At 74.5% G+C, this 24,773-nt stretch carries 17 protein-coding genes; 7 read left to right on the top strand and 10 right to left on the bottom strand.

Features of this window, described 5'->3' with window-relative positions; translation table 11 throughout:
* Positions 1 to 6 precede the first annotated feature (6 nt).
* Positions 7 to 3,414 carry an AfsR/SARP family transcriptional regulator gene (locus tag QBL21_RS07235; RefSeq protein WP_407561163.1) on the top strand — a complete coding sequence of 1,136 codons (3,408 nt, stop codon included), beginning with the start codon at positions 7 to 9 and terminating at the stop codon, positions 3,412 to 3,414.
* A 175-nt stretch (positions 3,415 to 3,589) separates the two neighbouring features.
* A complete protein-coding gene (locus QBL21_RS07230; RefSeq protein ID WP_407566333.1) occupies positions 3,590 to 4,072 on the top strand; it encodes a GNAT family N-acetyltransferase in 483 nt (160 codons plus the stop codon).
* A 67-nt stretch (positions 4,073 to 4,139) separates the two neighbouring features.
* Here QBL21_RS07230 and QBL21_RS07225 read toward each other — a convergent pair whose 3' ends face one another.
* A complete protein-coding gene (locus QBL21_RS07225; protein WP_407561162.1) occupies positions 4,140 to 4,586 on the bottom strand; it encodes an ATP-binding protein in 447 nt (148 codons plus the stop codon).
* A gap of 261 nt (positions 4,587 to 4,847) precedes the next feature.
* Between QBL21_RS07225 and QBL21_RS07220 the strand changes: the two genes are divergently transcribed.
* From QBL21_RS07220 to QBL21_RS07210, 3 genes are all read left to right on the top strand, one after another.
* The gene (locus QBL21_RS07220) at positions 4,848 to 5,741 is read left to right on the top strand and encodes a helix-turn-helix domain-containing protein (RefSeq protein WP_407561161.1); all 894 of its coding nucleotides are present in this window, start codon (positions 4,848 to 4,850) and stop codon (positions 5,739 to 5,741) included.
* Positions 5,738 to 6,031 carry a DUF397 domain-containing protein gene (locus tag QBL21_RS07215; protein ID WP_407561160.1) on the top strand — a complete coding sequence of 98 codons (294 nt, stop codon included), beginning with the start codon at positions 5,738 to 5,740 and terminating at the stop codon, positions 6,029 to 6,031. The genes QBL21_RS07220 and QBL21_RS07215 overlap by 4 nt, the downstream gene beginning before the upstream one ends.
* 89 nt (positions 6,032 to 6,120) lie before the next feature.
* Entirely contained in the window at positions 6,121 to 6,948 is an 828-nt protein-coding gene (locus tag QBL21_RS07210) for an SAM-dependent methyltransferase (RefSeq protein WP_407561159.1), read from the top strand.
* Between the two features lie 45 nt (positions 6,949 to 6,993).
* Here the strand turns inward: QBL21_RS07210 and QBL21_RS07205 are convergent, their stop codons facing one another.
* The 8 genes from QBL21_RS07205 to QBL21_RS07170 form a co-directional block, all read right to left on the bottom strand.
* Positions 6,994 to 9,258, bottom strand: coding sequence for a protein kinase domain-containing protein (locus QBL21_RS07205; RefSeq protein WP_407561158.1), 2,265 nt, complete (start codon positions 9,256 to 9,258; stop codon positions 6,994 to 6,996).
* 13 nt (positions 9,259 to 9,271) lie between these two features.
* The gene (locus tag QBL21_RS07200) at positions 9,272 to 11,386 is read right to left on the bottom strand and encodes a bifunctional serine/threonine-protein kinase/ABC transporter substrate-binding protein (RefSeq protein WP_407561157.1); all 2,115 of its coding nucleotides are present in this window, start codon (positions 11,384 to 11,386) and stop codon (positions 9,272 to 9,274) included.
* Positions 11,383 to 12,279, bottom strand: a complete 897-nt coding sequence (locus QBL21_RS07195; RefSeq protein WP_407561156.1) for a hypothetical protein — start codon at positions 12,277 to 12,279, stop codon at positions 11,383 to 11,385. The genes QBL21_RS07200 and QBL21_RS07195 overlap by 4 nt, the downstream gene beginning before the upstream one ends.
* A 179-nt stretch (positions 12,280 to 12,458) precedes the next feature.
* Positions 12,459 to 14,855 (bottom strand): LuxR C-terminal-related transcriptional regulator, encoded by a 2,397-nt coding sequence (locus QBL21_RS07190; RefSeq protein ID WP_407561155.1) that lies wholly within the window; start codon positions 14,853 to 14,855, stop codon positions 12,459 to 12,461.
* Positions 14,856 to 14,995: 140 nt separating this feature from the next.
* Complete coding sequence (locus tag QBL21_RS07185; protein WP_407561154.1) at positions 14,996 to 15,994, bottom strand: methyltransferase; 999 nt, start codon at positions 15,992 to 15,994, stop codon at positions 14,996 to 14,998.
* The gene (locus tag QBL21_RS07180; protein WP_407561153.1) at positions 15,991 to 17,205 is read right to left on the bottom strand and encodes a DegT/DnrJ/EryC1/StrS family aminotransferase; all 1,215 of its coding nucleotides are present in this window, start codon (positions 17,203 to 17,205) and stop codon (positions 15,991 to 15,993) included. Before QBL21_RS07180 ends, QBL21_RS07185 begins: the two co-directional genes overlap by 4 nt.
* Before the next feature lie 34 nt (positions 17,206 to 17,239).
* Complete coding sequence (locus tag QBL21_RS07175; protein WP_407561152.1) at positions 17,240 to 17,752, bottom strand: cupin domain-containing protein; 513 nt, start codon at positions 17,750 to 17,752, stop codon at positions 17,240 to 17,242.
* 48 nt (positions 17,753 to 17,800) lie between these two features.
* The gene (locus QBL21_RS07170) at positions 17,801 to 18,898 is read right to left on the bottom strand and encodes a type III polyketide synthase (RefSeq protein ID WP_407561151.1); all 1,098 of its coding nucleotides are present in this window, start codon (positions 18,896 to 18,898) and stop codon (positions 17,801 to 17,803) included.
* Between the two features lie 262 nt (positions 18,899 to 19,160).
* Here QBL21_RS07170 and QBL21_RS07165 point away from each other — a divergent pair, with 262 nt between their 5' ends.
* Positions 19,161 to 20,063 (top strand): sigma-70 family RNA polymerase sigma factor, encoded by a 903-nt coding sequence (locus tag QBL21_RS07165; RefSeq protein WP_407561150.1) that lies wholly within the window; start codon positions 19,161 to 19,163, stop codon positions 20,061 to 20,063.
* Between the two features lie 73 nt (positions 20,064 to 20,136).
* Here QBL21_RS07165 and dxs read toward each other — a convergent pair whose 3' ends face one another.
* Positions 20,137 to 22,056: a 1-deoxy-D-xylulose-5-phosphate synthase gene (gene dxs, locus QBL21_RS07160; protein ID WP_407561149.1), complete on the bottom strand. Its 1,920-nt coding sequence runs from the start codon at positions 22,054 to 22,056 to the stop codon at positions 20,137 to 20,139.
* A gap of 559 nt (positions 22,057 to 22,615) precedes the next feature.
* Here dxs and QBL21_RS07155 point away from each other — a divergent pair.
* Positions 22,616 to 24,706 (top strand): 4-hydroxy-3-methylbut-2-enyl diphosphate reductase, encoded by a 2,091-nt coding sequence (locus tag QBL21_RS07155; RefSeq protein WP_407561148.1) that lies wholly within the window; start codon positions 22,616 to 22,618, stop codon positions 24,704 to 24,706.
* Positions 24,707 to 24,773 lie beyond the last annotated feature (67 nt).

The raw sequence follows: 24,773 nt of genomic DNA, 5'->3' as shown, positions 1-24,773 counted from the left end.
CGCCGGATGCGCTTCGGTGTGCTGGGACCACTCGCCGTCTGGACCGACACGGGGCAGGACGTCGCCGTGCCGGGCGCCAAGGTGCGCACGCTGCTGGCGGACCTGCTGGTGCACCACGGGCGGGCGGTGTCCGCGCGGACGCTCATCGAGGACCTGTGGGAGGGCGCCCCGCCCGCGGGGGCCACGGGGGCGCTCCAGTCGAAGGTCGCCCAGTTGCGCCGGGCGCTGGAACAGGCCGAGCCGGGCGGCCGGGCCCTGGTGGAGCGGGCGCCGCACGGCTACCGCCTGCGGGCGGAGCCGGCGGACGTGGACGCGGCGCGGTTCGCGGAGCTGGCGGCGGCGGGGCGGCACGGGGAGGCGCTGGCGCTGTGGCGGGGGCCGGCATTTGCGGGGTTCGCGGAGGCGCCGTTCGCGCGGGCGGCGGCGGAAGGGCTGGAGGAGCGGCGGGTCACGGCGTTCGAGGGGCTGGCGGAGGAGCGCGTCGGGCGCGGGGAGCACGCGGCGCTGGCGGACGAGCTGTCGGCGATGCTGGCGGCGCACCCGCTGCGCGAGCGGCTGCACGCGGTACGGATCCGGGGGCTGTACCTCGACGGCCGGCAGGCGGAGGCGTTGGCGGCGTACCGGGAGATCAGGGACCGGCTGGCGGCGGAGCTGGGGGTGGACCCGGGGCGGGAGCTGGCCGCGGTGCACGAGGCGGTGCTGCGGCAGGACCCGGCGCTGGAGGGGGACGGCGGGGAGGGGTCCGCCGGAGGGCGGAAGGAGTCCGCCGGGCTCGCCGCGCCTGCCGGCCCCGTGCCCTACGGCGACCCTGTCCCGTACGCCGGACTGACCGCCCTCGTCGGGCGGGACGACGCAGTCGCGGAGGTCCGCACGCTGCTCCGCTCCCACCGGCTCGTCACGCTGACCGGCCCCGCCGGGGTCGGCAAGACGCGGCTGGCGCTGGAGGTGGCGGCAGCCGCGGAGGGCGGCGCGCGGGTGGTGGAGCTGGCGGGTGTCGACGCCGCCGGGGCCCGGCGGGACCCCGCGCTGCTGGCGGAGCGGATCGCGGCGGCCCTCGGCGTACGGGGCGACCTCGGCCGGGCGCTCGGCACCCGGCGCCTGCTGCTCGTCCTCGACACCGTCGAGCACCTGGCCGTGCCGGCGGCCCGGCTGGTCGTGGCGCTGCTGGGCGCGGCCCCCGGGCTACGGGTCCTGGCCACCGGCCGCGAGCCGCTGGCCGTACCCGGCGAGCGGCAGTGGCCCGTCGCGCCGCTGCCGGCGGAGGCGGCGGTACGGCTCTTCCGCGAGCGGGTCGCGGACGCGGTGCCCGGGTTCGTGGGCGACGACGCGGAGATCGCGGCCGTCTGCGAGCGCCTCGACGGGCTGCCGCTGGCGATCGAGCTGGCGGCGGCGCGGGTGCGCACGCTGGGTCTGCGCGAGGTCGCCGCCCGGCTCGACGACCGCTTCCGCCTCCTGGGCGCGGGCGCGCGGACGCTGCGCGCGGCGTTCGACTGGAGCTGGGAGCTGCTGGCCGACGACGAACGGGCGGTGCTGCGGCGACTGTCGGTGTGCGCGGGCGGGTTCGACCTCTCGGCGGCGGAGGCGGTGGTCGCGGGGCCGGTGACCGCCGGGCCAAAGGTCGCGCGGCCGGAGGTCGCGCGGCCGGTCGCGCGCGGGGACGTGGCGGGGACGGTGGCGGCGCTGGCGGACCGTTCGCTGATCACGGTGGACGCCGCGACGGGCCGGTTCGGGCTGCTGGAGAGCGTGGCGGCGTACGCGCGCGAGCGGCTGGCGGAGGCCGACGAGTCGGCGACGTACGCGGCCCGCCACGCCCGGCACTTCACGCACCTCGCGGAGCAGGCGGACGACCGGCTCCGCGGCCCGGAGCAACAGGAGTGGCTACGCCGCCTGGACACGGAGACGGCGAACCTGCGGGCGGCGCTGGCGGGTTGCGTGGAACGGGGCGACGGCGAGGCGGCGCTGCGCCTGTGCGGGGCGCTGGGCTGGTACTGGTTCCTGCGAGGCCGCTACCGGGAGGCCCACCGCGCGTTCGACACCGCGCTGAGTGCGGCGGGCCCGGGTGATCCAGGTGACCAGGCAGCCCGAGGTGCCACGGCGGGCCCGGGCGCTCCGGCGGGCCCGGGCGCTCCGGCGGGTCCGGGTGGCGCCGCGGGTCCGGGTGGCGCCGCGGGTCCGGGTGGCGCCGCGGGTCCGGACACCCGGCGCGCCCACCGTCCCCGACCGGGCGGCGACGACGCGCCGGCAGGGCCGGCCGGGGCGGGGGCCCTCGGCTTCTCGGAGCACCCGGCCGGCCCCGGTCTGGGGGACCGTCCCCACTCGGCGGAGTCGGACGCCGCGGCCGTGGGCGGGGGTCGTCCCGCGTCGGGCGACCGCGCGGGTGCGGGCCGCGTCGGCGGCTCCTCCGACTCCCCCGGCCCTCAGCCCTCGGGCTCCGACCGGGTCGGGGCCCTCGTGTGGAGGGCCGCGCTCGAAGCGTGGGAGCGCATGGCCGGCGGCGGGCACCTCGGTGCGCCGCCCCCGGGGAGTACCCCCCGGCAGCGGTGGCTGCTCGGGTTCGCCCGGGCCGACGGCGGGGATCTGCCCGCCGCCGTGCGCGTCGTGGATGGGGCACTCGCCGACTTCCGGCGGCTCGGGGACCGTTGGGGGACCGCCGCCGCGCTCGGGGTGCTCGGCTGGGAGTCGCTGCGGCTCGGCGACCCCGGCCGCGCCCGCCGCGAGGGCGAGGAAGCGCTGACGCTCTTCCGGGAGGCCGGCGACCGCTGGGGGCAGGCGCACGCGCTGCGGCTGCTCGGCGTGCTCGCGGAGGTCGGCGGCGACTACGACCGGGCCGACCGGCTCCACCGGGAGGGGCTGGCCGCCGCCGAGGCGCTGGAGCTGTGGCCCGTCGTGGTGGAGGAGTTCTCCCAGCTCGGCCGGCTCGCCGCGCTCGCCGGGGCTTACGCCCGCGCCGACGCCCACTACGAGCGCGCCCTGCACGTCGCCCGCGAGCGCGGCTTCCACCACGGCGTCGTCCACGCCCGCGTCGGCCTCGGGGCGTCCGCGCGCCGGCAGGGCCGGCTCGACGCCGCCGAGGAGCATCTGCGCGCCGCCGAGCAGGCCCACCGCGCCGACGGCTACCGCTCCGGCCTCGCCTACGTCCTGGCCGAACTCGGCTTCGTCGCCGAGCAGCGCGGCGACGAAACCCGGGCCCGCGCCCGCCACGGCGAGAGCCTGGAGCTGGCCCGCGCCGCGTCGGACCCGCGGGCCGTAGCGCTGGCGACCGAGGGGCTGGCCGGCGCGGCGTCGCTGGCGGGCGACGCCGGCGAGGCGGCCCGGCTGCTCGCGGAGGCGGCCCGGATCCGCCCGCTGCCGCCCGCGGAGCGGGCCGACGTCGACCGGATCGCCGCCCGCATCGCCGCCACCCCCGGCCCGTAGGACGTCCGTATCCGCCTCGCGGCGCCCGCGCCCCGGCCCGTAGGACACCCGCCTCGCCACCCGCGCCGCCCGCGCCCGGGGCCCACCGCCGACCCGCGTGCCGCGACCGGCGCACAATGGTTCCGTGTCAATCTCCCAGCCGGCGGCCGTCATCCGCCCCGCCGCACCCCAGGACATGGCGGCCATCGCCGAGATATACGCCTACTACGTCACCGACACCGTGATCACCTTCGAGGAGACCCCGCCGCCGCCCGCGTTCTGGCAGCAGCGGCTGCGGGACCTGGCCGACCGCGGCCTGCCGTTCCTCGTCGCCGACGCGGCCGGGAGCGTCGCCGGCTACGCCTACGCCGCGCCCTGGCGGCCCAAGCCGGCCTACCGGCACACCGTCGAGAACTCCATCTACCTCGCGCCCGGCCGGACCGGGCAGGGCATCGGCGGCGCGCTGCTGGCGGCGTTGGTCGACCGGTGCGCGCGGACGGACGTGCGGCAGATCATGGCGGTGATCGCCGACACCGGCGACGACACCTCGCCGGGGCTGCACAGGCGGTACGGGTTCAAGGAGGTGGGCCGGCTGTCGGAGGTGGGGTTCAAGCACGGGAAGTGGCTCGACACGGTCCTGATGCAGCGCACCCTTCCGCCCTCGGCGCCCGCCGGGTAGGACCCGCGCACCGGAACCGGCCGGGCGGGTCCCGGTCGGCCGGTTCCGGCCCCGGCGGCCGGTCGCCTCACACCCGCCCGGGTGCCCCGATCGTCGCCCACACCGCGAACCCCGCCCCCGACGGCTCCGTGCCCCACGCCTCGCTGACCGCCGCGACCAGCCCCAGGCCGCGCCCGCACTCGTCCTCCGGCCCGGCGACGGTAGGGATCGGGACCCCGTACGCCCCGCCCTGGTCCCGTACCTCCAGCCGCACCCCCGGGGGCCGCAGCGCCAGCCGGCAGACGATCCGGCTGCCGCTCGCGTGCAGCACGGCGTTGGTCACCAGCTCGGAGATCACCAACTGCGCCGCCCCGCACACGTCGTCGCACAACCGCCAGCGGCCGAGCAGCCGCCGGACGTGTGCCCGCGCCTCGGCCACCGAGGCGGCCCTGGCCGGGAGTTCGAAGCTCTCGCCGGACGCGGCGACGTCGAAGTCGGCCGCGGCGCCGAGCGCGCTGTGGGATGAGGGGGCCATGGGCCGGGGTGCCTTCCGTACGTCCGTCGAGGGGGGCCACGGCGTCCGAACCGCCCCGGAGCTTGGCACGTGGGCGGATGTCGGCCGTGTGAACGGCGTCACGCGCCAACTATGCGTGGGCCGCGCACAGATCGCAAGCGCTGTTTTGCAGTCTGCAACATCGGGAATGCATAGCGCTGCGAGCGATCCCACCGGCGTGACACACTGCGCTCCGGCAAACCCACCGACAACGCCCCGAGTTGGTCCCGGAGGTAGAGATCCATGGCGCGAGCGGGCGGCGAGGCGGGCCCGACAGCCATATCCGGACAGTCGGCCCCCACGGCCGGCCAGATCGTACTCGGCCGACGCCTCCAGAACCTGCGCGAGAACGCCGGGTTCACGCCGGAGCAGGCCGCCAGGGCGCTGCGCGTCAACGCGACGAGCGTCCGGCGGATGGAAAAGGCCGAGGTCGGCCTGAAGTACGCCTCCGTGGAGAAGCTGCTGCGCACCTACGGGCTGCCACCGCGGGACATCGAGTGCTTTCTCGACCTCGTCGAGGAGGCCAACAAGCCGGGCTGGTGGCACCGGTTCCGCGACGTGCTGCCGGAACAGTTCGGGCTGTACGTGAGCCTGGAGTCGGCCGCCACCCTCATCCGCGCGTACGAGCCCCACTGCGTGCCCGGACTCCTCCAGACCGAGGACTACGCCCGCGCCCTGCTCTCCGCCGGCCACCTGCCGCTGGCCGCCGAGGAGCGCGAGCGCCGCGTCGCCCTGCGCATGCGGCGACAGGGGCTGCTCATACGCGAGCCGAAGCCGCTGCGGCTGTGGGCCGTCGTCGACGAGGCGGCGCTGCGCCGCACCGTGGGCGGGCCGCGGACGATGCGCGCGCAGCTCGACCGGCTGGTGGAGGCCGCCCGGATGCCGAACGTCACCCTTCAGGTGCTCCCGTTCGACACCGGCCCGCACCCGGCCATGTACGGGCCGCTGCACCTGCTCCGCTTCCCCGCCGTCGAGCTGGGCGACTTCGGCTACAGCGAGAGCATGACCGGTCCCGCGTACGTGGAGGACACCGCGCTGGTGTCCCAGTGCCTGGAAGCCCTCAACCGGATATCCACGCAGGCGCCGCCGGCACATCAGACCGAGAACATCATCGCCAACATCCGGAAGGAAGTATGAGGATGACGCACATGGACGGCTCGAACGACTCCCGCCCCACCGGCGTACCGACCGGGGACCAGGTGTACAACGGCATGCCCGCGCGCGACCTCGGCACCGAGGGCTGGGACAAACCGTGGAGCGGCCCCAACGGCGACGCCTGCGTCGAGGCGAAGCGGCTCCCGGACGGCCGCGTCGCGCTGCGCCAGAGCACCGCGGACGAGGGCCCCGCGCTGGTCTACACCGCGGAGGAGATGCGGGCGTTCATCGCCGGCATCAAGAACGGGGACGCGGACTTCCTGCTCTCCTGAGCATGCGCCCCGGCCGCCGCCCCACGCGCGTCCCCTACACCGGCGCCCCCCGCCGCCGAGCGCCGGCACGACCGAAACGGACAGACCACGTGACCGACGAGACCCACGGCCCGCCCCACGTCGACAAGACCCGGGCCCATCCCGCCCGCATCTACGACTACATCCTGGGCGGGCACGACAACTACGAGGTGGACCACGCCGCCGCCCGGCAGGTGCTCTCCGTCTGGCCCCAGGCCCGTACCGCCGCCCGCGTCAACCGTGCCTTCATGAGCCGCGCGACGCGCTGGCTGGCCGCCGAGGCGGGCATCGACCAGTTCCTCGACATCGGCACCGGAATACCGACGGAGCCGAACCTCCACCAGGTCGCGCAGGAAGCCAACCCGGCCGCGCGGGTCGTCTACACCGACAACGACCCGCTGGTGCTGCGCTACGCCGAGGCCCTGATGACGAGCACGCCGCAGGGCCGCACCGCGTACCTGCACGCGGACGTCACCGCGCCGCACACGATCCTGGAGGCCGCCGAGTTACGCGGCACCCTCGATCTCGACCGGCCGATCGCGCTCTCCTGCAACGCGCTCTTCCACTTCATCCCGGACCGCGAGGCGCCTCACGAGATCATGGAGACGCTGGTCAAGCCGCTGGCGCCGGGCAGTTTCCTGGCCCTGTCGCACGGCACCCCCGACTTCGATCCCGTGCACATCGGGCGGGTGCAGGACATCTACCACGGGCAGGGCATCCCGCTGACCACGCGCGCGAAGGACTCGATAGAACCCTTCTTCGCCGGACTTGAGCTGGTCACGCCGGGTCTGGTCGCGCCGCACCGCTGGAAGCCGCAGGGGGATCCGCCGACCGACGCCGAGGCGGCGGCGCTGGACGCTGAGGTGTCCCAGTACGCGGCGGTGGCCCGCAAGGTGTAGCGCCCCGGGGTACGGGCGTTGCCGGAGGCGGCGGGGGCGGCGGGCTCAGGAGTCCGGCCGCACCTCGTCGTACGGGCCGAGGAAGGCGAACTTCCCGCCGCGCGCCCGGTAGAGGAAGAGGGATCCCGCGGGCTCCAGCCGGTGCGTCCCGTCCTGCGCGAAGCGCAGGGTCTTCGCCACACCGCGGTACGTGTCCCGGGTCAGCTCCCGCGCGAGCGCCCCGCGGTCGGGACCGGCGTCCGCCGCGGCCTTCCGGAGCCGGGCGATCGCGGCGCCGACCAGGCCCACCGCGTCGTACGCCTCGGGCGCCCAGCGCGGCGGCGCCGCGTCGTACGCGCCGCGGTAGGCGGCGGCGAAGTCGCGCGCGGCGGCGGGGTCGCTGAACGGGGCGCCGCACGACCAGCCTTCGGCCGCCGCCGCACCGGCCGCCGCCAGGAACGCCGGTCCCAGCGTGTGCCGCATGCCGCCGCGCGGGCCGGTGAAGTCCGCGGCGGCCAGCGCGCGGGCGCACCGGGCGGCGCGGTCCGGGGAGGTGCCGGCGTAGACGACGGCGCGGGCGCGGGCGGCGAGCGCGGCGTCGACTGCGCCGTCGATGCCGTCGATGCCGTCGTCCGCGTCGTGGACGGTGACGGTGCCGCCGCCCGGCGGGTTGTCGACGAAGGCGCGGGCGAAGTCCCAGGCGGCGCGGCCCTCGTCGCGGACGACGGCGGTGCGGTCGGCGGGGCGGACGTCGGCCAGGTAGTGCAGGAGCGCGGCGGGCAGCAGCTCCTCGGGCGCCCGGGTGACGCACAGGGCACCCGCGTCGGCCTGCGGTACCCCGGCGCCGTCGACGCCGACGAGCACGGCGCCGAGCCGGGCCTCGCGGTAGACGCCCGCGGCGGCCGCGGCGCAGGCGGCGGCGGTGGGTCCGAGGACGGCACGTACGGCTGCGTCGTCCGCGAACCGGCGGGCGACCCGGGCGGCGCGCTCCGCGCTGCCGCCGTCGTCGGCCACGTCCAGGGCGAGGCGGAAGCCGGCGTCGGCGCGGGCGTTGTGCCGGTCGACGGCCAGCCGGGCCGCGCGCTCGTGGGCGCGCCCGGTGTCCTTCCCGGGGCCGCTGAGGTCGGCGTGCAGCCCGAGGGTGTGCACGGGCGGTCCGGAGCCCCCGCCACCGCCGCGGGCGACGGCGTACGCGAGGAGCCCGCCCCCCGTCGCGAGCACCGCGGCGGCGGAGCCGGCGGCCAGGAACCGGCGGCGCGAGGGCGCGGGGAAGGGCGCGGGCGCGGTCCGGGTGGTGACGTCGGGCGGGCCGGACCCGGCGGCGCCGGGGTCGCGGAGGGGGGCGGGGATGTCGAGCGCCCGGGCGGAGCGCTCCGCGACGATCCGCACCACGGCGGAGGGCAGCCACCCCGTGGGGTCCACCACGGTGTCCCCGGCGTGCCCCGCCTCGGGTGGCCCGGCCGGCGCCGCGGCGTCCGCGGGCCGGGCCCCGGCCCCCTTCTCCCCCGGCCCCGGCCCCTCCACCGCCGCCTCCAGCCCTGCCGCCAGTTCCGCCGCGGTCGGCCGCCCCTGGGGGGTCTTGCTCAGGCACCGCTCCACCCACCCGCGCAGCGCCCCCTGCGGCACGGCGGACAGGTCCGGGTCCTCGTGGACCGTGCGGAAGACCACCGCCGCCGGGTTGCCCGTGCCGAAGGGGCGGCGGGCCGAGGCGGCGTAGGCCAGGACGCAGCCGAGGGCGAAGACGTCGGCCGCCGGGCCGACGTCGCCCGCGCCGGTGCGGGCCTGTTCCGGGGCGAGGTAGCCGGGGGTGCCGATGACGACGTCGCTCTCGGTCAGCGCCGTGGCGCCCGCCGTGCGGGCGATGCCGAAGTCGATGAGCCGGGGGCCGTCGAGTGTCAGCAGTACGTTGCCGGGCTTGACGTCCCGGTGGACGAGCCCGGCGTGGTGGACGTCCGCGAGCGTGGCGGCCAGGTACGCGCCGAGCTGCCCGACCGCCGGCTCCGGCAGCGGCCCGTAGCCGTCCACCGTCTCCGTCAGCGTCGGCCCCGGCACGAACTCCGTGGCCAGCCACGGCTCCCGGGCCTCCGCGTCCGCGGCGACGACCGGCACCAGCCAGCGCCCCCGCAGCCGGCCCGCCGCCGCCACCTCGCGGCGGAAGCGGGCCCGGAAGCCCGGGTCGGCGGCGTGCTCCGCGCGGATGACCTTCAGCGCGACCAGCGCACCGCCCGGCGTGCGGGCGAGGTGGACCACGCCCATGCCGCCGGCGCCGAGCCGTGCCAGCAGGCGGTGGCCGCCGATGTCCTCGGGGTCGTCGGGGGTCAGCGCGCGCACGGCGAGGGCCCCCTCACTCGCCCACGTCGGCGGGGCCGGCGTAGCCGAAGCGGCCGTCCGCGACGCGGTAGCGGAACGTCTCGACGCCCTGGAGGTAGCCGTCCTGGAACTCGTAGTCCCTGACCAGCCCGCGGTACGTGTCCTTCGTCAGCAGCTCGAACAGCCGCCCCCGCGCGGGCCGTTCCCCGCCCCGGACCGACTCGGTGAGGCGGTCGAGCACCATCCGCGTCACGTCGTACGCCTCGGCCGCCCAGCGCCCGGGGGCCCGCCCGTAGCGCTTGCGGAACGCGGCGGCGAACTCCGCGACCGGCTTCGCCCCGGGGTCGATGTACGGTGCGTACACCTCCCAGCCGTCCGCCACCGCGCCCGCCCGCGCCGTGAACTCCGGCCCGGCGGCGGGGTAGCCGAGGATCCGTACGCCCGTGAAGCCGCGCGCGGCGAGCGTACGGGCCAGGTCGGCGCCGCGCCGCGGGGAGCCGGCGTAGTAGACGGCGCCGGGCTCGCGGTCCAGCAGGTCGGCGACGACGGCGGCGGGCGAGGCCGCGCTCCGCGGCACCACCCGCGGGTACACCTCGATCTCCACCAGCCCGAGGGTCCGGTACGCCAGATGGCCTTCCTCCCACGCGAACTCGCCCGCCGCCCGGTCGATCACCATGCCGACCCGGCGCACGCCCTCGGCCTGGAGCATCAGCGCGACGGGCAGGCTGGTGGTGCCGTAGGTCGGCACGGTCTGGAGGAGGGAGCGGCGCGAGGCGGTGCCGTACGCGCCCTGCGCGGAGGAGACCGTGAGCTGCGGGACGCGCCGCTCGTCGTAGCCGGTCAGGGCCGCACCGGTGGTCTTGTCGCCGGTGGAGCCGATGACGGCCAGGACGTCGCGGTCGGCCGCCAGCCGCCGCGCGGCGCGCTCGGCGGCGGCGGGGTCGCCGCGGTCGTCGGCCACGGCGAGGTCCAGCTCGAAGGGCCGGCGCGCGCGGGCGTTGAACTGCTCGACGGCCAGCCGCGTGCCGCGCTCCTGCGCCCGCCCGGCCGCGCGCTGCGGCCCGCTCAGGTCGGCCTGTACGCCGAGGGCCCACCGGCGTGCGGCCGGGCCGGATCCCCCGTCGTCCCGCAGGCCGGCCCAGAGCGCCGCGCCGCCGCCCGCCGCGAGCAGCGCCGCGCCGCCGGCGCCGAGGGCGAGGAAGCGGCGCCGGCCGGTGGGCGCCGGGGCCGGCTCGGGTGTTCCGGCCGCGGTGGCGTCGATGTCCGGCAGCGCCAGCATCGCGGCGGAGCGGTCGGCGATCAGCCGTACGACGTCGTCCGGCAGCCACTCCGCGGTGCCTTCGGGCGCGTCCTCGACCAGGGCCTCGTCGAGTTCGGTGGCACTCGGGCGGGCGGCCGGGTCCCTGGCGAGGCAGCGGGCCACCACGTCCCGTACGCCGTCGGGGACGCCGGACAGGTCCGGCTCGTCGTGCACCGTGCGGTACAGCAGTGCGTCCACGGCGCCGGTGCCGAACGGCGGGCGTCCGGTGACGGCGTACGCCAGCACGCAGCCCAGCGCGAACACGTCCGCGGCCGGGCCGACTTCGCGGCCCTGCGCCTGCTCGGGCGCGAGGAACCCGGGGGTGCCGACCACGGCGTCCGGCGAGGTGAGCGCGGTCTCCTCCGGGGAGCGGGCGATGCCGAAGTCGATGAGCCGCGGGCCGTCCACGGCGAGCAGCACGTTGCCGGGCTTGACGTCGCGGTGGACGAGCCCGGCCGCGTGCACGGCGGCGAGCGCCCGCGCGAGGGTCTTGCCGAGGATCCGGGTGCCGCGCTCCGGCAGCGGGCCGCACACGGCGACGGCCTCGGCGAGCGCCGGGCCGGGCACGAACGCCGTGGCCAGCCACGGGGCTTCGGCCTCCGCGTCGGCGCCGGTGACGGGGACGGCCCACGGACTGCGCACCCGCCGGGCGGCGGCGACCTCGCGGCGGAACCGGGCCCGGAAGTCCTCCTCGGCGGCGTACTCCGGCCGGATCACCTTCACCGCGGCCAGCTCGCCGCCGTCGGCGCGGCCGAGGTAGACGACGCCCATGCCGCCGGCGCCGAGCCGCGCCAGGAGGCGGTGGCCGCCGATCCGTACCGGGTCCGAGGGCGTGAGCTGCTCCGTCACCGGCCGTTCCCCTCGGTCCCGTTGCGCTGCGCCCGGTCGCCCTGCGGGTCCTCGTCCGCGCTCTTGCCCTGCGCACCCCCGCCGCCGTCACCGCCGCCGTCGTGCCCGAGGGCTCCCTTCACCCGCTGGAGCATCCGGACGCCCGCCTCCCGCCCGATGTCCTGGGCCTCCGTGCTGTCGTAGCCGCGCCCGGCGCGGACCGAGACCGAGACGGTGACCGGGCCGAGCCGCATCTGCATCCAGGCGTACGGGGTCGCCGCCGTGCCCGCGCCGCGGTACTCGCCGCTCTCGCGCAGCACGTCGTCGGCGTAGAGGTTCTCGGAGTCGCCGTAGTAGGAGGCGGAGGAGATCAGGTCGGTGAGCCGTTCGCCGGTGCCGAGCTGCTGCTCGGGGCAGCGGAGCATCTCCTCCAGCATCCCGGCGTTCTCCCAGTCGGCCTGCTCGGCCGTGCCGTGCACGGTGACGACGGCGACCAGCCGGGCGGTGTCCTTCCCGGCGGCGGGCGGGACCTCGAAGTGCCGGGAGAGCGTGGCGAGTACGTCGTCGGGCAGCGGCTCCTGCCGCCAGACGCAGTCGGTGCCGAGGACCGACCAGCGGGCGGGGTCGCTCTCGTACGGCGTGGCGCGCACCGCGTCCGGGCCGAAGAGCGCGGGGTCGGCGATGACGTCGCCGATCAGCGCCCGCGCGCCGGCGCGGTCCCTGGGCGCCCTGGCGGGGTCGGCGTCGAGCGCGGAGGTCGGCGCCGGGCTCGGGCCGCCCTTCGTGTCCGGTCCGCCCGGCGGGCCGGACACACCGCCGCCGGACGGGCCGTCGTCGCCGCCCGTGCAGCCCGCGAGGGCGAGCACGGCGGCGAGCAGCACGGATCCGGCGTACCCCACAGGCCGTCGTCGCACGAGTCTCCCCACCCCTGACCTGACGCAGCTCTCCCCGTCCCCCGGTAGCGGATCGTACGGGGCCGGTCGACACGGTGTCAGCACAGGTGCGTACGGATCACGTAACACCCCGTGAACGAGGGAGTCGGAGGGAAGACGCGCGGGCGGAAGGCGGGGCGGGCCGCCTTCCGCCGCGGTCGTCAGCCGGTGGCGAGCCGGCGGGTCACCTGGACGCGGGACTGGCAGCCCAGCTTGCGCATCACCTTGCGCAGGTGGTTCACCACGGTCCACTCGGCGATGCCGAGCCGGCGGGCGATGACGCGGTTCGTCAGCCCCTCGGACACCAGCAGCGCGACCTCCAGCTCCCGCTTGGTGAGGATGTCGGCGACGTCCGTGGGCACCTCGGACCCGGCCACCGGCCGGGCGTCCTCGGCCGGCATCAGCCGCATCGCGGCCTCCCACGTCATCTCGGCACCGGAGCGCCACGCCCACATGTAGTCGTCGGCGGTCAGCTCCTGGCTGGCGGTGGCGAGGATCGCGGTGGTCAGCTCGGTCAGCGGGCGCGGGCGCGCGAGGCCCTGGCGCCGGCGCAGCCGGTTGGCCAGGCCCAGGGTCGCCGTGAGCAGCCGCCAGTCGGTGATACGGCGCCACTTGTACAGCGCGATCGCCAGCAGCTCCAGGCACTCGGGCCGCTCCGCGGCGTCCGCCAGCCCGCCGAGCTGCTCCGCGGCGTCCGCGAACAGGGCGCGCGCCTCCGCCGAGTCCTGCTCCAGCAGCCGCACGGAGGCCAGGACGTAGCGGGCGGTGACCGCGCCGCCGAAGTCCTCGCGGCCCAGCTCCGCCGCCAGCGCGGTACGGGCCAGTTCGTCGGCGCGGGCGAGGTTGCCCGCCTCGCGCAGCACCACGGCCAGCCGGCGGGTGAGGTACCGGCCGCCGCCGGCTGCCGGGTCGCCGGTGCCACCGGTGCGGGCGGGCAGGGCCGTGACGGCCAGGCCCTCCTCGAACCGGCGGCGGGCACGTACCAGATCCCCGACGGCGTACGCCTCGTCGCCGAGCAGCCCCAGGCAGCGCACCACGCCGGCGTCGTCGTGGACGGCGCGGTAGGCGTCCCGGGCCTGGGCGAGGAAGCCGCGGGCCGCGCCGGAGCCCAGCCGCATCGCCAGCTCCCCGGCGGCCTCCAGCGTACGGGCGTGCAGCCGCGCGTCCTCGACGCCGGCCCGCAGCGCCTCCTCGGTCAGCCGCAGGCACTGCCGGGTCTGCGCGGTGCCGGTGGACTGTTCGCGCAGCGCGCCCGCGAGCACCGCCATGGAGCGGCCGTCGCCGGCCTCGCGCCAGTAGGCGAACGCCGCGAGCAGGTCCGCCCGGGTCTCCGGTCCGAACGCGGGCCGCCGGCCGGTGCCGGTGGCGCCCGGCTCGGCCGCGGGGCGCGCGGCGGCGAGCGTGCGGAAGTACTCGCCGTGGGCCCGGCGCAGCGTCTCGTGGGCGGGCAGCAGGGCCAGCGAGCGGGCCGCGGCCTGCCGGAAGCAACTGGGGATGCTGAGGCTCAGCTCGCCGTCGGGCCGCTCGTCGGGGATGAGCACGCTGGCGTCGATGAGCCGTTCCATGGTCCGGTAGCCGGTGGCGTCGAAGCCGGCGAGCACGCCGGCGGCGGCGCGGGTGGTGAACGGGCCCTCGAAGACGGCGAGCTGGTCGAGCAGCAGGCGCTCGTCGGCGCGCAGCCGGGCGAAGACCCAGGCGACCATGTCGGAGATGCCGGAGTGCCGGGAGTACGGGTGCCGGTCGATGCGCTGGAGGTCGCCGGTGCCGCGCTCGTAGCGTTCCAGGATCAGGTCCGGCTCGGCCAGCTTGACCTGCGCGGCGGCCAGTTCGATGGCGAACGGCAGGCCGCCGACGAGCCGGCAGAGTGCCAGCACGTGGCGGTAGTTCTCCGCGGTCAGCTTGAACTCGGGCCGTACCGACCGGGCGCACTGTACGAACAGCTCCACGGCCGGAATCCGCGCGACGGCCGGCAGGTCGGCCTCGGCGCTGTGCCCCGTCGGGAGCGGCCGGAGCCGTACGACCCGCTCGCCGTACAGCCCGAGCCGAGCGGTTCCGACGGTGACGATCCGCACCTGCGGGCAGCTCCGCCGGAACTCGGCGAGCAGTGGGGACAGCTCATCGGCGACGTCCTCGTAGTGGTCGAAGAGCACGGTGTGCCGCCCCGGCCCGAGGAGTTCCAGCGCCGAGCGGGCCGGGGTCGCGCCCTCGTGGAACTGCTCCTTGAGCCGGCGCAGCATCAGCGTGCCCGCGGCGGCGTCCGCGACCCGGCCGAAGTCGAACACCTCGACGGTGCCGTCCGGGCCCGACCCGAAGCGGCGGAAGTACTCCATGACGAGCCGGCTCTTGCCCACCCCGGCCGGGCCGGTGACGGTCACCAGACCGGCCTCGGGCGCGGACAGCACGGTGGCGAGGCGGTCGAGGTCGCGGGTGCGGCCGATCAGCGACGTGGGCGTGGCACCCATGTAACCGGCCGGGCTGGCGCCGCGTCCGACTAACAGGTCGTCCTGGCCGGACGCGTCCTCGTGCTCCTTGGCTGCGACTACGGCGCCGGCGCTCATGGCGTCGCTGCGCGGAAGGTGCCGTAAGCGACCGCCGACCGCGTACCCGTCGAGACGACCGCCCGATTGCCATCAGGGCTCACTGCATTCCCTCCGCCGAAAACCTGTCCCGCTCCCCCGTGCCACGGTCGGCTCGTCCCTTACCGGGCGAAGATCAGCGTGGTGGGCGAGGGCGTGGGCTGGAACGTGATCTCCTCGTAGCCGGTCTTGGTGAGCCAGCCGTGGTAGTCGGCCCGCCGCCAGGTGCTGCCGTGCCTGCTCTTCAGGAGCATCTCGGCGGCGAACTGGAGCGCGAACTGCGGGCCGCTGCGGTCGTCGTCGACGACGTAGTCGGAGACGACCAGGGTGCCGCCGGGCTTGAGCGCCTTCCGCACCTTGGCGAAGAGGGCCATGTTGTCCTCGGGGCCCTCCTGGTGCGCGATGTTGGAGTACACCACGTAGTCGTACGCGGCCTCCCCCAGCTCGGTGGTGTGCAGGTCGCCGGCGATGTAGTCGACGCGGTCGCCGACGCCGCGCTCGGCGAGCAGCCGGCGGGCGATGTCGTTGATCGGCGACCAGTCGAGCTGCGTCGAGCGGGCGGCGGGGTTGAGGTCCAGCCAGGTGCCGGAGTAGATGCCGGAGCCGCCGCCGATGTCGAGGATGGAGACCTCCCCGGCGTCGGCGAGCTTCAGCGCGTCGGCGGCGACCTCGGCCACCGCGACGGACTGCGCGGCCAGCGCCTGGACCAGCGCCTCCCAGTGCGGGTTGTCGGCGACCTCGACCACGGAGGTGGTCAGCGGGGCGCCCTCGCGGACCACGTCGGGCAGGGCCGCCACCGAGCCCATGTGGCCCATCTTGACCTTGGCGAAGCCGGTGAGGCTGGTCGCCCGGTGGTCGACGAGGAAGGCCGCGGCCTCCTCGGTGTTGCGGTACTCGCCGGCGTGCAGCTCGATCAGCTCCAGGCTGACGAGCCCGTCGAGCAGGGCCTGCGTGCCGCGGAGCGAGATCCCGGCGCGGTCGGCGAGCTGCTCGGCGGTGCGGGCGCCGTCCTCGATGTGGGTGAACAGGGCGTACGTGGACGCGGTGCCCACCAGGCCCGTGGCCCAGTAGCCCGTGATGAGCCGCATGATCCGATCGGACGTCGGACGGCCGTCGCTCATGCCGCTCCTCCCTTGTCGGCCTGCCGGCCGGTGATGGTTGACGTGGTACGGGGCGCCGCGGTTCCCGCGTAGCGCCGGGACGCGCCGGTGTTGTCGCGCAGCGCGGCCCGCAGCGCGGTCACGACCCGCTCGGCCTGCTCGACGGACAGCTCGGCGTGCATGGGGATGGCGAGCTGGCGCTGCGAGAGGTCCGCCGAGACGGGGCAGCTCTGGTCGGTCTCGTACGCCGGCTGGAGGTGGCTGGCCCAGGTGCCGTGGCCGCAGCCGATGCCCTGGGCGCGCAGGTCGGCGGCGACGCCGGCGCGGTCGACGTCCGGGTCGAGCGTGAGCAGGTACGACTGCCAGGCGTGGGTGCGGTCCGCGGGCACGTGCGGCACGGTGGCCAGCTCCTCGTCCTTGAGGAGTTCGGCGTAGCGGGCCGCCACCAGGTTGCGGCGGTCGAGCAGCTCCTCGATCCGGCCGAGCTGCACCTGGAGGATCGCGGCGGAGATGTCGGACAGTTTGTAGTTGTAGCCGATGTCCGTGAAGATCGGGATCGGCAGGCCCACGATCCGGGCCTTGTCGAAGATGCTCCCGATGCCGAACGACGAGCGCAATCGCACATCCGCGCCAATCGCGGGGTCCTCCGCGAGCAGCGCGCCGCCCTCGCCGCTGGTGATCCCCTTGCGCCCGTGGAAGGACAGGGCCGCGATCGGCGCCAGCGAGCCGGCCGGGCGGCCCTGGTACGTGGCGCCGATGGCGCAGGCCGCGTCCTCGATGAGGAAGAGCCCGTGCCGGTCGGCGAGTTGCCGCAGCTCCGCGTAGTCGGCAGGCAGCCCGACGGTGTCCACGGCGATGATGCCGACGGTCCGCGGGCCGACCAGGTCGGCGACGGCCTGCGGGTCGACGGTGCCGGTGTCGGGGCGTACGTCGGCGAACTTCGGCGTGGCGCCGACGTAGCGCACCGCGTGGGCGGGCGCCGGGAAGGTGTAGTCGGCGACGATCACCTCGGCGCCGGGCTCCACCTTCAGCGCGAGCAGGGCGAGGTGCAGCGCCGCGGCGCAACTGCTCAGGGTGACGGCGTCGGCGACGCTGTAGCGGCGGGCCAGCTCGGCTTCAAGGGCCTTGCCCCGCGGGCCCTGGCCGGCCGTCCAGTCGGAGGCGAACACCTCCTCGACGGCGGCCAGCTCCTGCTTGCCCAAACTCGCGTGAACCAATGGAATGCTGTCCATCGTGCCCTCTCGGGTGGCGCTGGTAGGAGACCGGTTACCCGTAGCGAAGCGGCGTGATCTGGTTGACGTCGTAGCGGTCCCGCAGCAGTTGCACCGCGCCGGGGTCCACGGCCTCGCCGCTGGAGAAGATCTCGCAGATCTCCTCGAAGTAGCGCTCGTGGTCGGGCGGCGGGGAGCTCTGGAAGAGCATGCGCGTCGGGGTGTCGGTGGGGTTGCGGAAGGCGTGCGGGGTGCCGCTGTCCACGAACATGCAGCTTCCGGGCCCGGCCCGCAGCGGCTTGACGCCCTCCGTGGACTCCCAGTTGTGCCAGGTGTCCTCGGTGCGGGTGACGGGCTCGAAGGCGAACAGCTCCAGCTCGCCTTCCAGCACGTAGAAGAACTCCTTGGCGTCCTCGTGCACGTGCGCGCCGACGTCGAAGCCGGGGGGCACGATGACCTCGAAGGTCGAGGCGAAGCCGTTGTCCGCGCCGGTGACCTTGAAGGTCACCTCCTGCGCCTTGGTGATGAGCTTCCGTCCCTGACCGGGCGGGACGACGAGGCTGGTCATACGTTCGAACCCCTTCGTGGTGGGTGACGAGGCGCGGAGGGCGCCGGCTCAGCCGACGGCGGCGGCGACGGGCGTGCCGGCCACCGGCTCCTTCGGCCCGTCGCCGACCCAGCTTCCGACCGACATCTCGGCGGTGATGCCGGGACCGAAGCCGGCGATCATGCCGCTGGCGCCGGGCAGGACGGAGTTCTCCTCGAAGAGGCGGCGCAGCGCCTCCAGCACGACGGCGCTGGCGATGTTCCCGTAGTCGGTCAGGGTCGACCAACTGTGCCGGAACATGTGCCGGTCGGTGTTGAGGAACTTGCTGAGGTCGTCCAGGATCCGCGGCCCGCCGGCGTGGATGATGTAGAAGTCCAGCTTCTCGACGTCCCAGCCGTGGTTCGTGGCCAGTTGGCGCAGCACCGGCGCCAGCGGCTCCATGGTGCCGGGGACCCGGCGGTCGAGCTGGAAGTGGAAGCCGGTGGAGCGGACCGCGTAGGAGATCCACTCCTCGGTGTCCGGGATGAGGTACGAGGCGTTGCGCTCCAGCGCCACGCCGCTGCCCCCGCGGCCGCGTACGACGGCGGCGGCGACGGCGTCGCCGAACAGGCCGTCGGAGAGCAGCGAGCCGATGCCGTCGTCCTCCGGCTGGTAGCACAGCGAGCACAGCTCGCAGGAGACGATCAGGACGTTGCTGTCCGGGTACGCGCGGCAGAAGTCGTGCGCGCGGTTGATGGCGGCCCCGCCCGCGGCGCAGCCGAGCTGCGCGATGGGTATCTGCCGGGTGTCGGACCGGAAGCCCATGGTGTTGATGAGCCAGGCGGTCAGCGACGGCATGAGGAACCCGGTGCAGGACACGTAGATGATCGCGTCGATGTCCTGGGCCGTGAGGTCCGCGTTCGCCAGGGCCTCTTCGATGACCGGCGGGGTCATCTTCTTGGACTCGACCTCGTACACCCGGTTGCGCTCCTCCAGGCCGGGGTGGCCGAGGGTCGCCTCGATCGGCTGGACGATGTGCCTCTTACGAACCCCGGTCTTCTGAATGAGACGGAGCGCCAACGGAAGCTGCGGCTTTCCCGCGTGCACCTTCTTGGCGAATTCCAGGGTCTCTTCCATGGTGATGACGTATTCCGGCACGCTCACCGCTGGTTTGCAAAGAGTCGACATGCCTGGCATCCACCTTCTGTAGGTAGAGATTTCCCCGAAGTTTCCCGTTGCTCCCAACTCGGGGTTACCGCGATTTCGGCCGTGCCACCGCCGCTATCGCACGGTGCACAAGCGATATCTTTGCTCATTTCGCTTGCGATCGGCTTGGTGTCGACTTGGCAACGTGTTTGCAATGCCCGCCGATCATGCGGGGGTGCAGGTCACACCCGCATCGGAACCCAGTAAGCTCACTCCGGGCCCATGGGTGGGAGGACGTGACCAGATGCATGAACACGACTGGCTGGCCGCAAGATTCGAGACCGATCGACCTCGCCTGCGTGCCGTCGCGTACCGGATGCTCGGCTCGACCGACGAGGCGGAGGACGCGGTCCAGGAGGCGTGGATCCGGCTGAGCCGCTCGGACACCAGCCGGGTCGAGAACCTCGGCGGCTGGCTCACCACCATCGTCGCCCGAGTCTCCTTGAACATGCTCCAGTCCCGCAAGTCCCGTCCCGAGGACCTGGTGGACACCGAGGGGACCGGCGGGACACGCGACGAGCACGCGCCGGACGACCCGGAGGAGGAGGCGCTGGTCGCCGACTCCGTCGGCCTCGCGCTCCTCGTCGTGCTGGACGCGCTGTCGCCGGCGGAGCGGCTGGCGTTCGTCCTGCACGACATGTTCGCGGTGCCGTTCGACGAGATCGCGACGATCGTGGACCGGTCGCCGGCGGCGGCGCGGCAGTTGGCCAGCCGCGCCCGGCGGCGGGTGCAGCACGCGACCCCGATCGCCAAGACCACGCCGCTCGGCGTCTACCGGGAGGGCGGTGCGGCGGCGCTGCGCACCGGCAAGACGAGCCTGGCGAGCGCGTTCCTTGCGGCGTCCCGCGAGGGCAACTTCGAAGCCCTGCTGGAGATGCTGGACCCGGACATCGTGCTGCGCTCGGACCCCGCCGCCGCCAACATGGGCGTCGAGTCGGAGCTGCACGGGGCGGACGCGGTCAACCGCGTCTTCGCCGGGCGGACGTGGGCGCCGGTGCTGGCGAACGTCGACGGCACGGAGGGGCTGGTGTGGCTCGTCCGCGGCCGGCCGCACGTGGCGTTCCGGCTCACCGTCAGGGACGGCAGGATCGCGCGCATCGACATCAAGGCCGAGCTGGACGAGATGGAGATCGCGCTCGCCGGCTAGGAAAGGCGCGTACGGCACGAAAGGGCCGGTGCTCCCCGGAAGGGGGGCACCGGCCCTGTGCGGTCGGCGGCGGTCAGCGGGAGCCGACCACCGTGTCCGCGATGTCGCTGCGGCGGCCGGAGACCGCCTCGGTCACCGAGCGGGCGATGTGCTGCCCGGTGAGCCCGGCCTCTTCCAGGATGCTGCCGCGGGTGTTGTGGTCCAGGAACTCCTGCGGCAGGCCGAAGCACGTCACCGGGGTGCTCACACCCGCGTCGCGCAGGTCGCGGGCGACGGCGTCGCCGAAGCCGCCGGAGATGCCGTTGTCCTCGACGGTGACCACGAGCCGTACGTCGCGGGCGGCGGCGGCCAGCGCCGGGTCGACCGGCTTGACCCACCGCGGGTCCACGGCGAGCGCGCCGATGCCCTGGTCGGCGAGGCGGGCCGCGGCGTCCGCGCACACCCCGGCCATCACGCCGGCGCCGACGAGCAGCACGTCGGTGCCGGTGCCCTCCGCGGGACGGGCCACGACGTCCATGCCGCCGAGCTTGCCGAGGCCCGGGACCTCCTCGCCGGCCGGCGCCTTCGGCCAGCGCAGCAGCGTCGGTCCCGTGGAGTCCTCCAGCGCCTCGGTGAGCAGCTCCGAGAGCCGCTTGGCGTCGCGTGGCGCGGCGACGCGCATGCCCGGGATCATCTGGCTGATCGACCCGTCCCACATGCCGTTGTGGCTGGCGCCGTCGGGGCCGGTGACGCCGGCGCGGTCCAGGACGAAGGTGACCGGCAGCTTGTGCAGGGCCACGTCCATCAGCATCTGGTCGAACGCGCGGTTGAGGAACGTCGAGTAGAGCGCCACCACCGGGTGCAGCCCGCCCATCGCGAGGCCGGCCGCCATGGTGACGGCGTGCTGCTCGGCGATGCCGACGTCGAAGACCCGGTCCGGGTGCGCCTTCGCGAACGGCGCGAGCCCGGTGGGGTGCAGCATCGCCGCGGTGATGGCCACCACGTCCTCGCGTTTGCCGCCGATCCTCAGGATCTCGTCGGCGAACACGTGGGACCAGGTCCGCGCGGCCTTCTTCACCGGCGCGCCGGTCCGCGGGTCGGTGTTGGCGCCGACCTGGTGCAGGTGGTCCTCGTCGTTGTCCTCCGCGGGCGCGTAGCCGTGGCCCTTGCGGGTCAGCACGTGCACGATCACCGGGCCGCCGAAGTCCTTGGCGTGCGCCAGCGCCAGTTCCAGGCCCGCCTGGTCGTGGCCGTCGATGGGGCCGACGTACTTCAGGCCCAGGTCCTCGAACATCACCTGCGGCTGGAGGACGTCCTTCAGACCCTTCTTGATGCCGTGCAGCGTCTCGTAGAGGGGTGCGCCGACCAACGGGGTCTTGGGCAGCGTCGACTTGATGGAGGCGAGGACGTTCTCGTACTTCTGCGACGTCCGCACCTGCGCCAGGTGGCTGGCGATGGCGCCGTGCGTCGGCGAGTACGAGCGGCCGTTGTCGTTGACGATGACCACGACGCGGTTCGACTTGGCCGCGGCGATGTTGTTCAGCGCCTCCCAGGCCATGCCGCCGGTCAGCGCGCCGTCGCCGATGACCGCGGCCACGGTCCTGTCGTCCTCGCCGCGGAGCTTGAACGCCTTGCCCAGGCCGTCGGCGTACGACAGCGAGGTCGAGGCGTGCGAGTTCTCCACGTGGTCGTGGGGCGATTCCGCCTGGCAGGGATAGCCGGACATGCCGCCGGGCTGCCGCAGCGTGGCGAACTCCTCCTGCCGGCCCGTCAGCAGCTTGTGCACGTAGGACTGGTGGCCGGTGTCGAAGATAAGCGGATCGCGCGGCGAGTCGAAGACGCGGTGCATGGCGATGGTCAGCTCGACGACTCCGAGGTTCGGACCCAGGTGCCCACTGTTCGCCGACACCGTGGAGATCAATCGGTCCCTGATCTCCGCGGCCAGACCGGTGAGCTCATTCGGCCCAAGGTCCTTGAGATCCTCGGGACCACGGAGCGAATCAAGAAGTGTCATGCATCAACACTCGGCCCGCGGCACGAATTCAGCAAGGAGTCGCGAGGGGTAACATGTTGCCGGTGGCCCGATATGACAGACTCTTGTCATTTGCTCCGGGCGGCTGATCGATCGGACCGGGGCCCGTACGCCACCAAGCCGTCGCCAACTCGCAGCATAGTGCGACCCAAGGACCGTCACCATACTCGTGGTTGTGGAGCGGTAGGACGAGACAATTATTCATGTAACGCGGGAGCGCTCGTCCGCCGCCCCACTATCCGAACTTCCCGTCCGCACCGGCGCCTTGGCCGCATTCTGCGTGACCGCGCCGTGGTAACGGACTTTCTTTGCCGGTACGTTACCGGCGTGTGCCGAAAAGGCATCGCGCCGGTCTCGAATCCGGCCGACTCCCCTGCCCTGACGGCATTTTACCGACGCTTTAGATGTCCGTTGCAGCCATCGGGCACGGAAGGCCATCTCCCACGAAAGCGCAGGTGGGAGGGGCAGGGAGGCGGAGTGACAATATTTTGCACACCCTGATCCTTGACGCTTGTCTTGCTGATTCCGCACCCTATTCCATATGGCTATCGCGGCGGAAAACAGGAAGAAATCGGGCGGCAAGAAGGTCATTCTGGCAGAGCCGCGTGGCTTCTGCGCCGGTGTGGACAGGGCTATCGAGATCGTGGAGCGTGCGCTGGAGATTCACGGCGCGCCGGTGTACGTGCGCAAACAGATCGTGCACAACGAGCACGTGGTGCGTGAGCTGGAGGAGCGTGGTGCGGTCTTCGTGGACTCCGAGTCGGAGGTCCCGGAGGGCGCGGTGTGCATCTTCTCGGCGCACGGGGTGTCACCGCAGGTGCGCACCAACGCGGCGAGCCGGCAGTTGAACGTGATCGACGCGACGTGCCCGCTGGTGTCGAAGGTGCACCAGGAGGCGCGGCGGTTCGCGCGGGACGAGCGGACGCTGCTGCTGATCGGGCACGCGGACCACGAGGAGATCGAGGGCACGTACGGCGAGGCGCCGGACCGTACCCTGATCGTCGAGGACGCCGACGAGGCCCGCCGGATCGAACTCCCGGAAGGCACCAACGCCGCGTTCCTCACCCAGACGACGCTGTCGGTCGACGACACGTCGGAGATCGTGGACATCCTGCGCGAACGCTTCCCCGGCATCGTCGGCGCGGGCAGCGAGGACATCTGCTACGCCAGCCAGAACCGCCAGAACGCCATCAAGGCCATCGCCGGACGCAGCGACTTCGTGCTGGTCATCGGCTCCACGAACTCCAGCAACTCGGTGCGGATGGTCGAGGTCGCCGAAGCCCTCGGCACGCCCGGCAAGCTGCTGCCCTCCGTCGACCTGCTGGATCCCACCTGGCTGGACGGCGTGGAGACGGTCGGCGTCAGCTCCGGCGCCAGCGCCCCGGAGATCCTGGTCCGCCAGGTCATCGAGCGGCTGGCCGAACTCGGCTACACCGACATCGAGTCCGAGGTCACCGCGAAGGAGACCGTCGTGTTCCGTCCCCCCTCGGGGCTCGAACTCCCGCACGAGCGCGGCGAGGACGGCACGCCCGAGGCGAAGCCCGCGGACGTAACGGCGGGCAAGGCGGCCAAGGCCCCGAGCACCGCCGCCCGCAAGGCCGCCGCGGACGCCGACGAACTCCTCGCCCGCTCCGTCGCCCGCATCGAGGACCTGCTGCGCGAGGAGGTCGAGCGCTGGGGCGGCGTGGACGCCCGCGCCGCCGCGCCCATCGAGGCCGTCGCCGAACTCGTCGCCGCCGGCGGCAAGCGGCTGCGCCCCACGTTCTGCATCAGCGGCTACCTCGCAGCCGGCGGCGCGCCCGACGGGTCCGCCGCCGAGGACGCGGTCGTCAACGCCGCCGCGGGCCTGGAGCTGCTGCACGCCTTCGCCCTCATCCACGACGACGTACTCGACAACTCCCCCACCCGGCGCGGCGAGCCGACCACGCACGTCAAGCACGCCAAGCGGCACGCCGAGCACGGCTGGGCCGGCGAGGCCCGCCGGTACGGCGAGGGCGTCGCCATCGTCGCCGGCGACCTCGCCTTCAGCTACGCCAACAAGATCACCAGCACGCTGCCCGGCCCCGCCCGCGACATCTGGACGTACCTCGGCACCGAGATGATCGTCGGCCAGCAGCTCGACATGGCCCTGGCCGCCGAACTGACCCCGGACCCGGACCTGGCCCGCTGGGTCGCCGTCTGCAAGTCCGGCCAGTACACGATCCACCGCCCGCTCGCGCTGGGCGCGGCGATCGCCGGCCGCACGGACCTGCACGAGGCGTTCGAGACGTACGGCGTGGCCGCCGGCGAGGCGTTCCAGCTCCGCGACGACCTCCTCGACGCCTTCGGCGACTCCGCGGCCACGGGCAAGCCCGCCGGCCTCGACGTCAGCGAGCACAAGATGAACCTGCTGCTCGCCCTGGCGGCAACCAAGGACGCCGACGTGGCCCGCCTGGTCGACGACGGCCAGAACTGGGACCCCGAGCGCCTGAGTGCCGCGATGCTCGCCTCGGGCGTGCGCCAGGACGTGGAGGACCGGATCGACCAGCTCGTCCGGACCGCCCGGACGGCGCTGACGGACGCGCCGCTGGCGGACGGCTGGCGGGAGCGGCTGGACCTGATGGCGGAGCGCGTCGCGTACCGCGACCGCTGACCGCCGACCCGCAGACAGAACCGGAGGGGCCGCCTCTTGCGCCGGCCCGGATTGACCGAACAGAGAG

This window comes from Streptomyces sp. 184 (assembly GCF_045781775.1).
Taxonomy (GTDB): domain Bacteria; phylum Actinomycetota; class Actinomycetes; order Streptomycetales; family Streptomycetaceae; genus Streptomyces.
Note: the sequence above shows the minus strand (reverse complement) of the source record. Positions and strands in the feature narration are given on the sequence as shown.